Origin of the sequence: Paenibacillus sp. OAE614 (assembly GCF_040546645.1) — a bacterium.
Classification (GTDB): Bacteria; Bacillota; Bacilli; order Paenibacillales; family Paenibacillaceae; genus Paenibacillus_AQ; species Paenibacillus_AQ favisporus.
Genome location: NZ_JBEPOD010000001.1, coordinates 1,946,348 through 1,963,302, shown reverse-complemented (window position 1 = coordinate 1,963,302; position 16,955 = coordinate 1,946,348). Strand labels below are relative to the sequence as shown.

Below are 16,955 nucleotides of genomic sequence, written 5' to 3'. Positions count from 1 at the left end.
TTTTAAAAAAGTGCAAAGCCGGCAAAAGAGTGTTATATCGCCATATTCGCGCTGCAAAAATATCCGATTGCCTTCACCGCGGCCCCCTTCTATGTGGAGCTCCGTATATGCGCCAGCGGAGGCGAAAAGCGTCGGCACGCTCATCGGCGGTCCATCGCCGGGCTTGTCCTTCCTGACGGAAATGAAGCGGGGGCAAGGCAGAATTGTGCTGCTCGGCTCGCTGCCGGCAGGAGACGAGGGCAGCGAGATGCTGGAGCGGATGCTGATCCATTACGGGAAAGAAGCGAACGTAAAGCGGATGACGGAAGTGACGACCGGCACGATCGTGGCGCCGCGCGAATCGGAGACGGAGGAGTTATGGGTCATCGTCAACATGAACGGGGAAGGCGGGAGCGTAACGCTGCCTCGCGAAGGATTCGGCAAGCTGAGCGGCGAGCGTGTCGCCGCAGGCCGGATGGAGGTCGGCCGCTATGAATACCGCATGATCGCCTTCCCCTCCGGCTCCTCCAAGAAGTGACTTGAATGGCCCTATGCCTTGCAGCCTTCAAATAGAAAAAGCCGCATTCGCTTGGTTTAGCGGATGCGGCCGGTTCAGCATCATTATGAAGTGGTGGAAGTGTTATGTTCCCGCTCCGCTTCATATACATATTCAATGTCATCGTAAGCTGCCAAATAATTGACGACCAGATCGTATCCTTGCAGGTACCAGGTGTCCTGTTCCTCTATAAAAAAGGCGACGCCCTCAAGCTCTTCCTTCAGCACCGGATGCTCCGGGTTCTCCACGGAAATGCCGAGCGAAAATCCGGGATGCAGTCCGCCGCCCGAGCTGTAGCGGGGAAAAAAGCGAAGCGCCGCGCCCTCTGCCAAATTCAATTCTCGTTTGTACCAGCGTGCAGCGTCTGGGCTGATCCGCAGTTCCATCTGGTTTCACTCCCTCTCTCTAATTCTGTATGTTCATAAGTACATCATAACATTTTTTTATGGATTCCTGAAAATATAAATTGACAGCGCTCTTGACGCGATGATAAAATTTTCTGCATACGAGATCCGTTTTCAATTTATTCCCAAATGAACCCGGCAAGGTCGTGTCCTTGTTACGCAAGTGCTCCCTGTTCGGGCTCAAGACCAACATCAACAAGAAAGGGTGAGTTCTGTGTTCAATATGATAAATTTTCATCCACGCAACCATCATCAAGATCTTTATCAATTGAATACTGGAGCAGCCCTGCTGGTGAGGCCTTCTTAAGGAGCGCGATGAAGTCGTGCCTCTTGGAGCCATTGAATGTTAACCTTCCGCGGTACGGCTGCTCACACTCAACCGTACGCATGATAAATGTAGGATTGCAAGGCATATCGTCCGTATACGGATGGTATGCCTTTTTTAATTTTCCATGAACTCCGCAAGCAAGAACTGCCGGCATTTTAGACATGAGAGGAAGTGAAAGTTTTGTTTTCCGTACTTAAAAACCTGGGCTGGTTTTTCCGCCAGGAAAAGAAGCGTTACTTGATCGGTTTGATCATGCTGATCCTCTGCGGAATCGGCGAGCTGTTTCCACCGCGTTTTCTCGGAAACGCCATCGACGAAATCGTCCGCGGCTCGATTACCTGGACTTCGCTGACACGGTATATTGTGCTGATTCTCGGTACGCTCACCGTGATTTACATCATCACCTACATATGGATGCACAAGCTGTTCGGCGGCGCTAACCTCGTGGAGCGCATCCTGCGTTCCCGCTACATGAACCAGCTGCTGCGCATGGTCCCTCCGTTCTTCGAACGGAACCGGACGGGTGATTTGATGGCAAGAGCCACCAACGACCTGCGTTCCGTCGCTAACACGGCGGGCTTCGGCATGCTTGTGATGACAGACTCGACGGTGTACCTCAGCGTCGTGCTGCTGGCGATGGGCTTTCTCATCAGCTGGAAGCTGACGCTCGCCGCCATCCTGCCGCTGCCGTTTATCGCCTTGGCCATGAAAATTTACGGCAAGGTCATCCACGAGCGGTATACGGCCGCTCAGGACGCGTTCGGCGACATGAACGACCAGGTGCTGGAGTCGGTCGCCGGGGTGCGCGTCATCCGGGCGTACGTTCAGGAGCGTGAGGATCAGCGCCGGTTCAAGGAAATTACGGACGATGTGTACCGCAAAAACATGCGGGTCGCCAAGCTGGACGCCCTGTTCGAGCCGACCATCCGCTTATGCGTAGGCGCAAGTTACGTGATCGGCCTGGCTTTCGGCATTTATCTCGTTTTTAAAAATCAAATTACCCTGGGGGATCTCGTATCGTTCAATATGTACCTCGGGATGATGATCTGGCCGATGTTTGCGATCGGTGAGCTGATCAATGTCATGCAGCGGGGCAGCGCCTCCCTCGACCGGGTCAATGAGACGTTATCGGTCGTGCCGGATGTTCAGGATGCGCCCGATCCGGTTCGGGTGGAGCGTCCCGACACGATTGAGCTGCGGGATGTTACGTTCCGGTATCCGACCTCATCGGTCGACAATCTGAAGCACATTAACCTGACCTTGCATAAGGGCCAGACGCTCGGCGTCGTGGGACGCACCGGCAGCGGTAAGTCGACGCTCTTGAAGCAGCTGCTGCACGAGTATCCGACGGGAACAGGCGATATTCTGATCTCGGAAGTTCCGATCGAGCGCATTACCCAAAACCAGCTTCACAGCTGGATCGGCTATGTTCCGCAGGAACAAATCCTGTTCTCTAAATCGGTCCGGCAAAATATCCAGTTCGGCAAATTCCAGGCCGAAGACGACATCATTATGGAAGCAATCGCGACAGCTGCGTTTGACAACGACCTGCACACGCTCACAGCCGGACTTGACACCCTCGTCGGCGAGAAAGGCGTATCCCTTTCCGGCGGCCAGAAGCAGCGCGTATCGCTGGCCAGAGCGTTCATCTCCGATCCGGAGATCCTGATTCTCGATGACGCCCTCTCCGCGGTCGACGCCCGGACTGAGGCGCGGATCATCGAAAATATCCGCAAGCAGCGCTCCGGCAAAACGACGCTGATCTCCACACACCGCCTGTCCGCCATCGAACATGCGGACTGGATCGTGGTGCTTGATGAAGGAGCGATCGTCGAACAAGGAACCCACGCGCAGCTGCTCTCCAAAGGCGGCTGGTACCGCGAGCAGTTTGAGCGGCAGCAGGTCGAAAACAATTTGTCCACTTAAAAATGAGGTGTAAACCTATGAATTCTAAAGCTAGCGTAGGCAAGCGGCTGTTCCAGTACGCCCTATGCGCCAAAGGCATCTTTATCGCGGCCATCATCGCCCTTGCGATCGGCGTCGGCGCCGAGCTTGCCGGGCCCGTTCATCGCCAAGACGATGATCGACGATCATATGCTGGGTATTGAAAAGCCGTATTTTGAAACGACATCATCTGAAAACGCCGTATCCTACAACGGCCATTATTACAAGCGCGGCGACCGCTTCGGTGAAGGAGAAGCCAAAGGCCAGGAAGTCCGGCTGCTGCAAACCGGACGGGACTTTTATTTTGTCAACCAGCCCGTAGCCAATCCGGACGGAGAGCGCAAATTCGAGAACGGACAGCTGACGATCAGCCGCGGCGGCGCTGTGGAAACCTATCCGGCCGCCAAGCTGTCCGCGAGTGACCTGTATTCCTTCTACAAGCTGGAAATTCCGGGTATTTTGAAGCTCGTCGGACTGTACTGCATTTTCCTGGTGATCAGCATCTTTACGGAATTCGGCAAAACGTACTGGCTGCAGTCTTCCGCCAACAAAGTCATCCAGAAGCTCCGGACTGACATCTATGCGCATATGCAGCGGCTTCCGGTGTATTTCTTCGATACGCTGCCTGCCGGCAAGGTGGTCTCCCGCATCACCAATGACACCGAAGCGGTCAAGGACCTGTTCGTTGCGGTGCTGTCGAACTTCAGCTCGGGGATCATCTACATTACCGGGGTGTATACCGCCCTGTTCCTGCTGGACGTCCGGCTCGGCCTCGTCTGCTTGTTCGTCGTCCCGCTGCTGATCGTATGGATCGTGCTCTACCGGAAATTCGCGACCAAGTACAACACGATCATCCGGTCGCGCTTAAGCGAAATTAACGCCATCATCAATGAGTCCATTCAAGGGATGTCCATTATCCGTATATTCCGCCGGCAGAAGCAGACGTCCGAAGAGTTTGAAGCCTTGAACGACGACTATATGAAGCATCAGAACAAAATGCTCAATTTGAACGCATTAACGACGCACAATCTGGTCAACGTGCTGCGCAGCTTTTCCTTTGCCGTGATCCTCTGGTACTTCGGCTTTGGCACGCTGACCGGAGGCAGCGCCGTGTCGCTCGGCGTGCTGTACGCCTTCGTCGACGTGCTGGGGCGCCTGTTCCAGCCGATCACCGGGATGGTCAATCAGCTCGCCGCCCTGGACTCTTCCATGGTCTCGGCCGGCCGCGTATTTACGCTGATGGATGAGCCGGGCGAAGACGTGACGGACGGAAGTATGCCGCGGTACAAAGGCAACGTCGAGTTCAAAAACGTCTCCTTTGCCTACAAGGAAGACCATTACGTCTTGAAAAACATCAATTTTGAAGCGAAGCAGGGGCAGACGGTCGCTTTGGTCGGCCATACCGGTTCCGGCAAAAGCTCGATTATCAACCTGCTGTTTCGGTTCTATGACCCGCAAAAAGGGACGATCACCATCGACGGCCAGGATGTGACCGCACTGCCGAAGCAATGGTTGCGCCATCATATGGGCATCGTCCTCCAGGATCCGTACCTTTTCACAGGTACGATCGCCTCGAACGTCAGCCTGGGCGACGCCAAAATTTCGCGCGAGCAAATTGAAAAGGCGCTGCGCGATGTTGGCGCCGAGCGGATCCTGGCGCATCTGCCGCAGGGCTTCGATGAGCCTGTCGTCGAGAAGGGCAGCACACTCTCGGCGGGGCAGCGCCAGCTGATCTCGTTTGCGCGCGCGCTCGCCTTCGATCCGGCGATCCTCATTCTCGACGAGGCCACGGCCAACATCGATACCGAAACGGAGAGCCTGATCCAATCCGCGCTGGAGGTGCTGAAGAAGGGCCGTACGACGTTCATCATCGCCCACCGTCTCTCGACGATCCGCAGTGCCGATCAGATTCTGGTGCTGCACCGGGGCGAGATTGTCGAGAAGGGCAGCCATGACGAGCTGATGAAGCTCGGCGGCAGATACTATCAAATGTATCAGCTTCAGCAGGGCTCTAGTGCAGCGGCACCTGCCCCTGACAGCGGGATCAAGGCACAGCCGCCGGTTCAGGCGCCTTCACCGGTGTAATTCTCTGGGAAACGCCATGCAGAGTGCATTCTGCTACTCTCAACCTGTGGTCATCCTACCGCCATGTGACCAGCATGGGGTTGCCGTGAAAAGAACGTAAACGAAAAACACTAAAAGGGAGCGAATCCGTGATCGGATCGCTCCCTTTTTAATGCCATGAGCCTACACTAAGTAACCAGTCTATTACGACTTCCTGTTCGGCGGATTATGGACGCATATGATGTTGCAGCCCCACTCCCCCTGCTCGGTCGTTTCGGCGCTGCGCTTATCTGGCTCCGCCATCATCCCCGACGGCTTACGGCTGCTATGCAAGACTGTTACAGCTTCGGTTTCCTCAGCTGCATCTCCCGTTTTTCTTCTGCTCATCCGGTCCTCCCGATATGGGCGTGACCGTTCTGCCGTTGTTCGCCCCGGCTGCGCGGCTGCACCGGAATCCGGATCGTCACGCAGGTTCCGATCCCCGGCCGGCTGTACAGGGAGACGCCGTAATCGCTGCCGAAATACAGCTTGATCCGGTCGTTTACGTTCCGGATGCCATAACCCTTGCGCTGCTGCGGGTTTCCTGACCCGGCCGCACCCGCACCCGAGCCTGATCCTGAGCCGGACAGCTCCTCCACCCGCTCCCGCGTCATCCCGCTGCCGTCATCGATGATCTGGAAGACGATCGAGCCGGTCCCGGCGTCCATCCGCCCGACAACCCGGATATAAATCCGGTCCCCGCGCCAGGCATGCTGCAGCGCGTTCTCGATGAACGGCTGAAGAATCAGCTTTACCGTCATAAACTTGACGATCTGCGGGTCGATGTCAAAATGAACCTCCATCCGTTCACCGTACTTGACCTGCTGGATATCAATGTATGCCTGCGCCTGCTCGATTTCATGATAAATCGAAATGACGGTCTGCCCTTCATTCAGCGACAGCCGGTAAAACTTCGCCAGGTTCATCACCATCTGGTGCTGCTTATCCACTTGCCCGAACTTGGCCAGCCGGCTGATCGATGAGAGCGTATTGTACAGGAAGTGCGGGTTGATCTGGGCCTGCAGCGTCTCCAGCTCCGCTTCCTTTTTCTTCAGATTCGTGACGTACACTTCCTGGATCAAATGCTCCGTCTGCTCGCCCAGCTTGTTCAGCGAGCCGGCGATGATCGTAAATTCGTCGTTCCCCCGGTAATGGATCCGCTTGTGGAAATCCCCCTGTTGAAAACGCTGCAGCACCGATACGACCTTGGACACCCGCCTTGAAAAGAAGCGGGACACCCCGTAGGCGACGATCGAGATCAGGCCTACACTGAACAGACAAATGATCAGCGTAAGCAGGTTCACCTTGCGCGTGTCCTGCTCTACCACGCTGTTCGGCACGTAGGCAGCCAAGTTCCAGCCGAGCTCCGGCAGCGTTTCCTCCAGCATCGTATAGCGGCCCGGATCGATCTCCACCTTACTCCCGGGTTCGGAGGCCAGCAGCAGACCGCTTTCTCCGGAAGCGTACATTCGCCGGCCGCCCTCCCCGCTGACCGACAGCATGCTGCCGCTGCCGATTTTGCCCGCATCGACGCTTCGGAAAATTTCGGACAAATAAACGCTGATCCGGATAAACCCGATCGTCTCCAGCTTCATTGGATCGCGGGTATCGACCAGCCGCCGCAGCAGCGAGATCCGCCCAAACATGCCGTCGTCTTCCACCTGACGCCATACGACGGTTTTTCCGTATTCCTCTGGAGGAAAGTCAGCGTACCACGGTTTGTTCTGAATCCGGTTCAAATGGTACAAATCCCAATGATTACCCCTGGTCAATGGGTCCGTCCCCTGCGGGTCGGCGTTATAGATTTCGGGCAGCGTTTCGTTTTTTAAATAAATGCTCATCCAGATCCGCAGGTTGCTCGAATCCGTGACCTGGCGGAACTTTGGAATCAGGAGCTTTTTTGTCGTCTGGTAGCTGACCCAGCCCTCCTCGTATCGCATCAGCTCCAAGGGCATGCTTTCGTCAAAGTACAGCAAGTCCGACAGCCGCTGCGTGTCCTCCATTTTATAGGCGATGTTGTCGCGGATCTGCTTCAGCGTCCCGGTCAAATTCGTGTTCATTTGCTCGCGGTAGGAGTTGACGAGGATCGTATTGGCGATATAACCGAACATAAAAATCGGCACGATGATCAGCACCAAATAGGAGATAAACAGTTTGACGCCAAAGGGCAGGAACAGCTTCCCGCCTGGCGGCCTCATTGCCGCGCCCCTCATTATACGTTTCTCCTGAACTGGCCCGGCGTCATGCCGAACACTTCTTTAAATTGCCGGCTGAAATAGGGCATATACCGGTACCCGACCCGATCGGCCACTTCGTAGACCTTCACTCTGGGATCCCGGAGGAGTTCGCCCGCTTTCTCCATCCGCAGGTGAATGACGTATTCGCTGAAATTCGTGCCCATCACTTCCTTGAAGAGCGTTCCCAAATAGTTTGGGGAAAAGCACAGGTGGTCGGCGACCTCCTTCAGCGTCACATTTTCGTGCAGCTGCTCTTTCACGTACCGGATCATTTCGTCAACGAGCTTCGAGCTTTTCTTCTGCTTACGGCGCTGAATAACCTCTGCGGCGGCAAAGAGCCGTTTTCGCAGCCAGGAACGGATATCGTCGATCGTTTCGAGCTGCAGCATCACATCCGGACTGCCTCCCGTTTCCTCTTGGAGGGCGTTCGCAAGGCTCTCGTTGATCGCCCGGAGGTGATGCTCGAGCCCAAGCAGGATGTGCATGACGAAATATTGGATTTTCAGCTTCGACCTCATCCCTGCCGCAGCGGCAAACAGCCGATCGATTTCGTCGCTGACCGTGACGAGATCGAAGTTCACTACAGCGGTATACAGCGGCTCCGGCGGCAGAGCGGTTTGGGAAGGCTGCTCGAGGGCATCGTCCCACTTCAGTTCCCCATGGCGGATGACCCGGCCCTTGCCGGCGATCAGCTTGCACGACAGCGCCTCCAGGGCCTCACCGTAAGAACGGCGCAGCCCGGTCAGATTTACCGCTTCTTCTCCTACACCGACCGTGACGGAGAAGGGATGCAGCTCTTGAATCCGATCCGCCAGAGCCGACAGCGCTTGTAAGTCTACCCCGTCCTCGATCAGCACGAAAATCCGCCGTCGCGAAGTTTTGCACACATGCCGGATCCGGGCCTCGGTGAGCAGCGGAACCAGCGAATCGTAAAATCGGTTGAACCATTCCTGCTGGCGGTGTTCCGGCATCGGGTCGAGCTTCCAGCTGAGGTCGTCCAGCTCGACGGCGGCCGCACGCACCGGCCATCCTAAACGGTCAAACCCGTAGCTTTCCTGCAGCACCCCGGCAGCCTCTTCGGCTTCCGCGCCTTCGAGAAGCTTCAATAGATAGTCGTTTTTGGCGATTTCCCGGTAAGCCTGTTCGTTCTGCTGCCGCCGTTTCTCCTGATCAAGCTGCTGCACGACGGTGCGCAGCGCATCGGTCAGCTCCTTATCGTCCATTGGCTTCAGCACGTAGCTCAACGCATTCAGGGCAATCGCCTCTTTGACATAGTGAAAATCCTGGTAACCGCTCACGAAAATAACCCGAAGCCGGCCCGCGAACTCCCGTGCCTTTCTGGCCAGCTCCAAGCCTGTCATGCTAGGCATATGTACGTCTGTTACTAAAATATCGACCGGCTGGCGTTCCAGCAGTGCCAAGGCGTCAAACCCATTGTTCACCGCGCCTGTCACTTCCAGCCCCAGTTCTGCCCAAGGAATAAAAGAGCGCATACCCTCCAGATCAAGAATCTCGTCATCCACGATCAACACCTTGTACATGAGCTCATCTCCTGATCATTAAAATGAATTCGATGGACTAATCCCGGCTAACAACCGTTCATCCGTCCCACGCGATCATGCCATGCCATCTACCCTGAATACGCCCCGGACGCTGGAGAAGCGAGCAGCCGCCCCGGGTCGGGACGGCATCCTCGCGAATAGAAGAATTAGTATCATTATACTAGAACATACTAGATTTAGATTATTGACCGCCGATTTTTTTCAGGTTCTCCTGCCATTTCTGCGTCTTGTATTCGAGCAGTTTGTCGTATCCGACCGCCAATGCGTCCTTCTGTGCCTGGTCCAGAATCGCCAGCACCTCGTCGTCGCTCTTCGCATACAGCGCTTTGGCCCGGGATTCGGAGAAGATTTCGTCCACGCTCTGCTGAATGATACCTTCTTCGGTATCCGGCATCGGGCTCAGGTTGACGAAGGCGGTGGCGTTATACTGCGTTTTCCACGTAATTTCGGATTGGTAGCGGCTCTCCCAATTCTGTTTTTCCGGCGGGAGCGTCTTCTCGAATTTCATCTTCGACTTGTCGATATAGACGGTATTGCCGTTCCACTGGAGATTCACCGTCGCATCCATAATATCGCTGCGCTTTTGGATGTCGTTAGTATATGTGTCGGTAAAGACCGGATATCCTTCTTCATCCGTTCCCTGCCACAGCGTTCCTTCAGGTCCCCACATGATGACCCGGCTTCCTTCTTCTCCGGTCAGCCAGTCAAGGAACGCAAAGATCTTCTCAGGATCCTTGGCGGACTTCGTAATGACGGCCACGTTCCAGCCCAGCTGATTGTAGGTTCCCGTCCATATCTTGTTTTTGTCCAGCCCATCCTTATGCACAGGCCAGATCATTTCGTAGCCGGAGGTCGGGTCCTTTTTCTTGAGCTCCACGTCGCCTTTGCTGCCGTATTCCGTCGGGCTCGCTCCTGCTGCGATGGCAAAACGGCCGTTGTACGCTTTTTCAAGAATCTGGTCTTTCGTTTGGGTTAATGCGTCCTGGGCCATCAGCTTTTCGCGGAACAGCTTGGAGGCAAACTGCATGGACTCGCGGTAGACTGGATCCTGGAAAATAGACGTCAGCTTATTGTCGACCGGCACGGCTCTCTCTTTCAAATACACCGGCGGATGGTCTTCCCCGAACGCCCCGTACAAAATATCAAGCCCCTGCCCGTCCTTGGCCAAATCCGGCTCGAACGGCACCATGTTCGGATACTTGGCCTTCACGCTCTTCAGGTAGTTATACAGATCGTCAGTTGTCTCCAGCTTTGGCGAGCCAAGCTCTTTGTACACCTTGCTGTTCATCAGGTATCCGGCATTGCCCGCAGGCTGCGAGGTATACCAGTTCGGGAATTGGTACAGCTTGCCGTCACTTGAGCGGAGCATGTTGAGCGTCGAGTCACCGGCCCATTTTTTCAAATTCGGATATTTATCCAGATAGTCGTCATAAGGCACCAGCATGCCTGCCGCACGCAGCCGCTCCACATCGGCGCCGCGCTCCATCCAGATCACGTCAGGCAGCTCTTTGGACGCGATCATCGTGTTGAGCTTTTGGGCCGCATTGCCGCCGGAGTTGATAGCCGTGACATTGACCTTTTTATTATCCTGAATCCATTTGCTCGCAACGTCCCCGCCCCAGGTCGGCATCGTATACCAGTCATAGTGGCCGTAGAACGTAAAGTCGACTGGTGCGCTGCCGAGCTGGAAGGGCTCCGAGGCGCTGCCGCTTCCTTCTTTCGTTTCGGCTTTACTCTCTGGCTTCGGTGCGGCTCCGTCGGTCGTCTTCTCCCCGCCGCCTCCAGAACAGCCCGCCAGCGCCGTGGCTGTCGTGCACAGGAACACCAAGGCCACGAGCAGCGATCTTCTCCAACTTTTCATGCGTGATAACCCCTTTTCCCTATTGTCAAATTTATGTTCAAAGCAGCAATCGCTCCAAACCCTACTCCTTCAACGATCCCACCATGACGCCCTTCACGAAATACTTCTGCACAAACGGGTACACGGCGATAATCGGCAGCGTCGCCACCATCATCGTCGCCATTGAAAGCGACTTGGTCGTCACGCTTTTCATCGTTTCGAGCCTGCTCTGGGCAGCCGAGTCCAGCTTGGACATCTGCTCGGTCATAATATTCGTGCTCAGTATCTGCTGAAGCATAGATTGGATCGGCAGCAGCTTCTCGTTGGTGATGTAAATGCTGGGCAGAAACCACTCATTCCAATGAGCGACCGCGGTGAACAGCCCGAGCGTGGCGATGACCGGTCCCGACAGCGGCAGGATGATCCGGAAAAAAGTGGCCCAGTTGCCGCAGCCGTCGATTTTGGCCGATTCCTCCAGTCCTCCGGGAAGCCCCATGAAAAACGTCCGGAAGATGATCATGTTCCATACACTGATCAGACCCGGGATGATAAACACCCAGAACGAATTCATCAAGCCCAGACCGCGGACGACGAGAAACGTCGGAATGAGCCCGCCGCCGAAATACATCGTCACGACGCACGTCAGCATGTAAAACTTTCGGCCGATCAGCTCTTTCTTCGTCATGCCGTAGGCGAAGATGGCGGTGCACAGCACCGACAGAATGGTGCCGACGACCGTCCGGAGCACGCTGATCAAAAACGCGTTAGCAATCCGGTCATCCTGAAAGACGACCCGGTAATTTTCCAGCGACCATACCCGCGGCCAGAACGTGATCCCGCCGAGTGCCGTGTCCATGCCGTTGTTCAGCGAAATGACCAGTCCGTTCCAGAACGGGTAGAATGTGCTGAATCCCAGTAAAATTAGCAGCAAATAAATGAAGACCATCATGATCCGGTCACCGGTACTTGTATATTTCACTATACTGCAGCCTCCCTGTTTCCTGCGGTGTCTCCGCGCTTACCACAAGCTGTTTCCCGACCTGCGGGCAAAGTAGTTGGCAAAGGTCAGCAGGCCGACGCTGATCACAGCCTTGAACAAGCCAACCGCCGTGGCGTACGAGTAGCGCTGGTTGGTGATGCCCACCCGGTACACATAGGTATCGATGACGCTGGCCACATCTCGCAGCACCGGATTTGCCCCGAGCAGGAGAATGTCTTCAAAGCCGGCGCTCAGCAGATTGCCAATCGCCAGGATCATAAAGATAACGACCACCGGCATAATGGACGGGATTGTAATCATAAACACCTGCTTGACCCTACCCGCTCCGTCGATCGACGCCGCCTCATACAGGCTGGGGTTGATCCCTGCGATCGCCGCCAGATACACGATCGAATTGAATCCGATCTCCTTCCAAACGCTGGTCGAGACGATAATGCCCCAGAAATATTCCGCCCGTCCCAAAAAGCCGATCGGCTCCTTAATCAAATGCAGCTTCTGCAGCAGGATGTTCAGGCTGCCGTTATCTGTGGACAGGATCGACATGGCAAACCCGGCTACGATCACCCAGGACAGAAAGTGCGGCAGGTAGCTGATCGTCTGAACGACCCTTTTGAAGAACATTTGCCTGACTTCGTTCAGCATCAGGGCCAGAATGATCGGCGCGGGAAACCCGATACCAAACTTCAGCAGGCTGATGATGATCGTATTGCGCAGAATCGTCCAAAACTCGGGTGCATGAAAAAACATGCTGAAATGCTTGAATCCCACCCACGGACTGTTCCAAAACCCGTTAAAAATGTTATAGTCCTGAAAAGCCATCAGTACGCCGTACATCGGTATGTATGAAAAAATAAAAATCAAAATGAGCGCCGGTATGACCATCAGCTGAATATCCCACTGCCTGAGCATCCGGTAAGCCAATCCCCGCTTTTTCCTCCTCTCGGTGATGGGCACGCTGTTCGCAAGCTGCGACATCCTCTTCCCCCCTTGCCAACATTGTAAACGGGATGGGTGCCGCGATACTATTTGCCTCGTCAACGAAAAATGATACTTTTAACCGGAATATTCCTATTCTTGATCCAGCCGCAAAAAAATCCCCCTGTCTCCGGTATTCCGGAAAGCAGGGGGATCCAGTATCACCGCGATGTGCGGACGATACGATTCATTGTTTATTGGGTAACGGAAGGCATCTCTTCGAGTGATCCCTTCAGAGAAATGCCCGTACCGAGGCCGCCGCCGGTTTGCTTGACGCTGACCTGAATTTTGCTGTCCATGTAAAAGGAAGCCTTCGCCGTGGAAATGACCTGCGGATACATCATGCCGGGGGCGGGTTTCGTGACGGTATAAAAGGCGACCGCCTTCCCTTCCGAGACGAATTCGATCCGGTCGATCTTGAGGCCGTATCCCGGATTCGGCATGTCCTCTTTGGTAAGGACGATCCGGTTCACCTGGTCGTTCACCTTCTCTACACTGACAGCGACCTGGTCATCGTTCTCCGGCTGATTTACCGGCTGATGCGAAGCAACGAAATTCATGGCGTGATAGACCATCTCCGCCGCCTCCATCCGGGTGATGTTGTCCCTTGGATGGAATTTCTGCTGCGCATCTAGTTCGGCTATGTGGGTAAGGAGCAGAAACTGGACGGCTTCCCGCGATCCGGAAGCCATGTCGTTCTCATCCTGAACCGTGACGTACATTTTGATCAGCGGGTAGTCGCCGGTAGCGGTGACGGCTTTGTAGAGCATCTGCGCAAACTCTTCCTTCGTGACTTTGTCGTTCCAGCTGCCGATGGTCGATGCCACAAGCCCGTGATCCAGCGCCGTTTCGGCTGCTTGAGCATACCAGGCTGTGGATGGAACCGCCAGCGTCCCGGCGTTCGCTGCACCTGCATCCGGCTGAAGCTTCATGGCTTTCACCAGCATCTGCACGCTTTGGGCTGCCGTCAACGGCTCGGCCGGACCGAACCGGTCGGCGGAAATACCGTGAATGACCCCTTGCGTTTGCAGCGCTTCGGCGATACCCTCCTGCTGCTTATTCGGCAGATCCGAGAACGCATACGCGGAAGACGCCGACACCAGACAGCCTGCCGCCACCATGAACGCAGCCCATTTCTTTGTGATTTTCATCCAAATCACCTCCTCAGCCTCTCTGACGGGGAACCTCCCGCAAATGTTTCAATATGCCCGTAGGCCGGAATGCCTATTTTATGACGAGTCAGTGCGGATTGGAAACTCCCGGCTGATCATTCTCCAGCCCCAGCTTGACGTATAATTCATTCGTATACCCCTGCAGCTTCTGCTCGAGCTCCTGGGCTTGATCCCGAAAAGCGGTCAGCTCGCGGATCATCCGTGCGCGACCGTCCGGCGTGAACGTCTCCTTGATCCGTTCCTTGAAATAATCGTGAACGATATAATTCCGCTGCTTCCATACCTCTTTTAATAGAAGTGTCTCTTCTTCCGTAAAAGGAAAGTGATGCCGGATTTCGTTGACGAGCTGGCCCAGGGAACTGCTGAGCTTGCGGCGGTACAGCTCGGTCAGCTCCTCTTCGGAGGGAACCTCCCCCTTCGACAGCTTCATCAGCATCAGCAGATTGGTCAGCTGCTGCTCCAATGCCTGCGAATAGTATACGGCCAAGCCGAAATACGCGAACAGTTCCTTCGATTGCTGCTCGATACCTTGTAGACCGACTGATTTCATGCTTTTCCTCCTGACTCCTGCTGCCGAGGTTCAACCTCTTATGTAAAAATTCCTGATCGGACAGACCTATCTCCATGTTACCGTGCTTACGGTCCAATCACAACCCGAAATCAGCAGTGCGTTAAGGCCGGAGGATGATCTCCGCCGGCGTGTTCCGCCGGCCGCTTCCTTGCTCCTGTACAGCCAACCAACTCTCCTCCCCGTTCAACAAATGGCGTCACATCCGCTGCGGCGTTTTTAATCCGAGCAGATGCATCGTTCTCGCTAATGAAGCGCCCGTCAACTCCGTCAGCTTCAGTCTCGCTTCCCTCAGGCTGCTGTCCTCGGTGACAATCCGTTCCTTGTTGTAAAAATGGTTGAACGCTTGAGCCACATCCAGCGCATACCGCGCCATCACCGACGGCTCGTTGTTCTGGATTCCGCGCTTCAGCTGGTCCGGGAAGCGGGTCAGCAGCTTCAGCAGCTCCCATCCGGAATCTCCGAGCTGGCCGTTTACCGCTTGGTCAGGCCCGGCCGTTCCACTCTCCGGTCCCCCGGCCGCGCGTCCTTTGGACAGCACGCTTTGGGTACGCGCATACGTGTACTGAAGATACGGCCCTGTCTCCCCGTCGAAATTCAGCGCTTCCTCCAGTGAAAAATCCACTTCGTTCTGGCGGTTGTTTTTCAAGTCCCCGAAAATAATCGCCCCGATGCCGACCGCCTCCGCGACCGCCTCCTTATGTTCGAGGCTGCTGTTTTTCTCTTCGATGATTTGCAATGCCCGGGCAACCGCCTCATCCAGCACTTCCTCAAGATAGACGATCTTGCCGCGGCGGGTGGACATTTTCTTTCCTTCAAAGCGCATCAAGCCGAACGGCACATGCTCGCATTGATCCACCCAGTCTGCTCCCATGCGGCGCAGCACGGCAAATACCTGCTGAAAGTGCAGCCTCTGCTCGCCGCCCACGACGTACAGCAGCTTGTCGCCTTTCAAGACATCGTGCCGGTAAAGAGCGGTTGCCAGGTCACGCGTCGGGTAGATGGTCGTTCCGTCCGTTTTGATGATCAGGCAAGGCGGCATCCCCTCCTCATCCAGGCGCACGACCAGCGCGCCCTCGCTCTCTTCGAGCAGATGCTGGTCGCGCAGCTGATCCACGACGGCCTCCATCTTGTCGTTGTAAAAGCTTTCCCCGAGCGTATAGTCGAAGCTGACGCCCAAGCGGTCGTACATCCGCTGAAACTCCTTCAAGCTGACGTCCACGAAATATTTCCAGAGCCGGTAAGCTTCCTCATCCCCGGATTCCAGCTTCCGGAACCAGTCCCTTGCCTCCGGCTCCAGCGTCTCATCATGGGGTGCTTCCTCATGAAACTGAACGTAGAGCTTCAGCGATTCTTTGATCGGATTGGCCGCAATGGCTTCATCGTTCCCCCAGCGTTTGTATGCGGCGATTTGCTTGCCGAACTGCGTGCCCCAGTCTCCCAGATGGTTGATGCTGGCCACGTCGTACCCCGACAGTTTGTACATGTTGTACAGGGCGGCACCGATCATGGTGGAGCGCAGATGCCCGATGCCCATCGGCTTCGCGATGTTCGGCGAGGACATGTCGATGAGCACTTTTTCTCCTTTTCCCAGGTTCGGCCTATGATCCGTCGCCGTCAACTCGTCCATGATTTGCTGCTCGTAGCGCTTCCGGTCCAGTCTGAAGTTGACATAAGGGCCGGCGGCCTCCGCCTGTATTCCGTTTCGCCCGTCAAATTGGGCAGCCAGCTCTTTGGCGATGTCCGAAGGCGATTTTTTAAACGTTTTGGCCAGCGTAAAGCATGGGAAAGCGACATCCCCCATCTGCGGCTGCGGCGGGATTTCCAGCAGGTCCACCATTTGCTGCTTCGTCCACGGCACGTGCGGCTCGAGCGCCGACGCGATCCATTCCTGTAACATTACAATCATCCTTTCCATATCATAACGACTATCAAAAATTAAAAAAGCCCCCGTCTCCATAATAGAGACGAGAGCTGAATTCCCGCGGTACCACTCTAAGTAAACGGCCCATGCGCCAGCATGGCATCCGTTTCCCTTGAAGCCTGTAACGGCGGCTAACCGGACCTCTCTACTCCGCACCCATCTTGCGGTTTTATTTCAAAAGGCCGTCTCCCGGGTGCGCTTCATGAAGGCGCGGCATGCCGGCTCCCACCATCCCCGGCTCGCTTGATGCCCTTACGCTTCACTACTCTCCCGTTCCATGACGTTCAATTTTCCAATAGTATACACGGGGGACAGCAAAGAATGCAACACCCCAATTTCCTGCTGCAGGATTGCCTTTTATGT

Annotated in this window: 12 protein-coding genes, 1 pseudogene and 1 other annotated feature; of the genes and pseudogenes, 3 read left to right on the top strand and 10 right to left on the bottom strand. The window is 55.3% G+C overall.

Annotated elements, in window-relative coordinates:
* Positions 1-91: 91 nt before the first annotated feature.
* Positions 92-517 carry a Beta-galactosidase C-terminal domain gene (locus ABIE48_RS09415; RefSeq protein ID WP_192714712.1) on the top strand — a complete coding sequence of 142 codons (426 nt, stop codon included), beginning with the start codon at positions 92-94 and terminating at the stop codon, positions 515-517.
* A gap of 83 nt (positions 518-600) precedes the next feature.
* Here ABIE48_RS09415 and ABIE48_RS09410 read toward each other — a convergent pair whose 3' ends face one another.
* Positions 601-921 carry a HesB/YadR/YfhF family protein gene (locus ABIE48_RS09410; protein WP_145021774.1) on the bottom strand — a complete coding sequence of 107 codons (321 nt, stop codon included), beginning with the start codon at positions 919-921 and terminating at the stop codon, positions 601-603.
* 526 nt (positions 922-1,447) lie between these two features.
* Here ABIE48_RS09410 and ABIE48_RS09405 point away from each other — a divergent pair.
* Positions 1,448-3,193 (top strand): ABC transporter ATP-binding protein, encoded by a 1,746-nt coding sequence (locus tag ABIE48_RS09405; protein ID WP_192715331.1) that lies wholly within the window; start codon positions 1,448-1,450, stop codon positions 3,191-3,193.
* Between the two features lie 17 nt (positions 3,194-3,210).
* Positions 3,211-5,296, top strand: a pseudogene (locus ABIE48_RS09400) (ABC transporter ATP-binding protein).
* A 183-nt stretch (positions 5,297-5,479) separates the two neighbouring features.
* Here ABIE48_RS09400 and ABIE48_RS09395 read toward each other — a convergent pair.
* From ABIE48_RS09395 to argS, 9 genes are all read right to left on the bottom strand, one after another.
* On the bottom strand, positions 5,480-5,662 hold the full coding sequence (locus tag ABIE48_RS09395) for a hypothetical protein (RefSeq protein ID WP_145021780.1): 183 nt from the start codon (positions 5,660-5,662) through the stop codon (positions 5,480-5,482).
* Positions 5,659-7,527: a sensor histidine kinase gene (locus ABIE48_RS09390; protein WP_354518740.1), complete on the bottom strand. Its 1,869-nt coding sequence runs from the start codon at positions 7,525-7,527 to the stop codon at positions 5,659-5,661. The genes ABIE48_RS09395 and ABIE48_RS09390 overlap by 4 nt, the downstream gene beginning before the upstream one ends.
* Positions 7,527-9,092, bottom strand: a complete 1,566-nt coding sequence (locus tag ABIE48_RS09385; RefSeq protein ID WP_192714714.1) for a response regulator — start codon at positions 9,090-9,092, stop codon at positions 7,527-7,529. Before ABIE48_RS09385 ends, ABIE48_RS09390 begins: the two co-directional genes overlap by 1 nt.
* Before the next feature lie 202 nt (positions 9,093-9,294).
* Complete coding sequence (locus tag ABIE48_RS09380) at positions 9,295-10,974, bottom strand: extracellular solute-binding protein (RefSeq protein WP_192714715.1); 1,680 nt, start codon at positions 10,972-10,974, stop codon at positions 9,295-9,297.
* A gap of 61 nt (positions 10,975-11,035) precedes the next feature.
* Positions 11,036-11,902, bottom strand: a complete 867-nt coding sequence (locus ABIE48_RS09375; RefSeq protein ID WP_192715332.1) for a carbohydrate ABC transporter permease — start codon at positions 11,900-11,902, stop codon at positions 11,036-11,038.
* Positions 11,903-11,971: 69 nt separating this feature from the next.
* A complete protein-coding gene (locus ABIE48_RS09370) occupies positions 11,972-12,862 on the bottom strand; it encodes an ABC transporter permease (protein ID WP_244169236.1) in 891 nt (296 codons plus the stop codon).
* A 260-nt stretch (positions 12,863-13,122) separates the two neighbouring features.
* Positions 13,123-14,079 (bottom strand): protease complex subunit PrcB family protein, encoded by a 957-nt coding sequence (locus ABIE48_RS09365; protein ID WP_192714716.1) that lies wholly within the window; start codon positions 14,077-14,079, stop codon positions 13,123-13,125.
* A gap of 88 nt (positions 14,080-14,167) precedes the next feature.
* A complete protein-coding gene (locus ABIE48_RS09360) occupies positions 14,168-14,650 on the bottom strand; it encodes a hypothetical protein (protein WP_105443582.1) in 483 nt (160 codons plus the stop codon).
* Between the two features lie 217 nt (positions 14,651-14,867).
* Positions 14,868-16,568 carry an arginine--tRNA ligase gene (gene argS / locus ABIE48_RS09355; RefSeq protein WP_192714717.1) on the bottom strand — a complete coding sequence of 567 codons (1,701 nt, stop codon included), beginning with the start codon at positions 16,566-16,568 and terminating at the stop codon, positions 14,868-14,870.
* Between the two features lie 60 nt (positions 16,569-16,628).
* Positions 16,629-16,879 (bottom strand) — a binding site (T-box leader).
* Positions 16,880-16,955 lie beyond the last annotated feature (76 nt).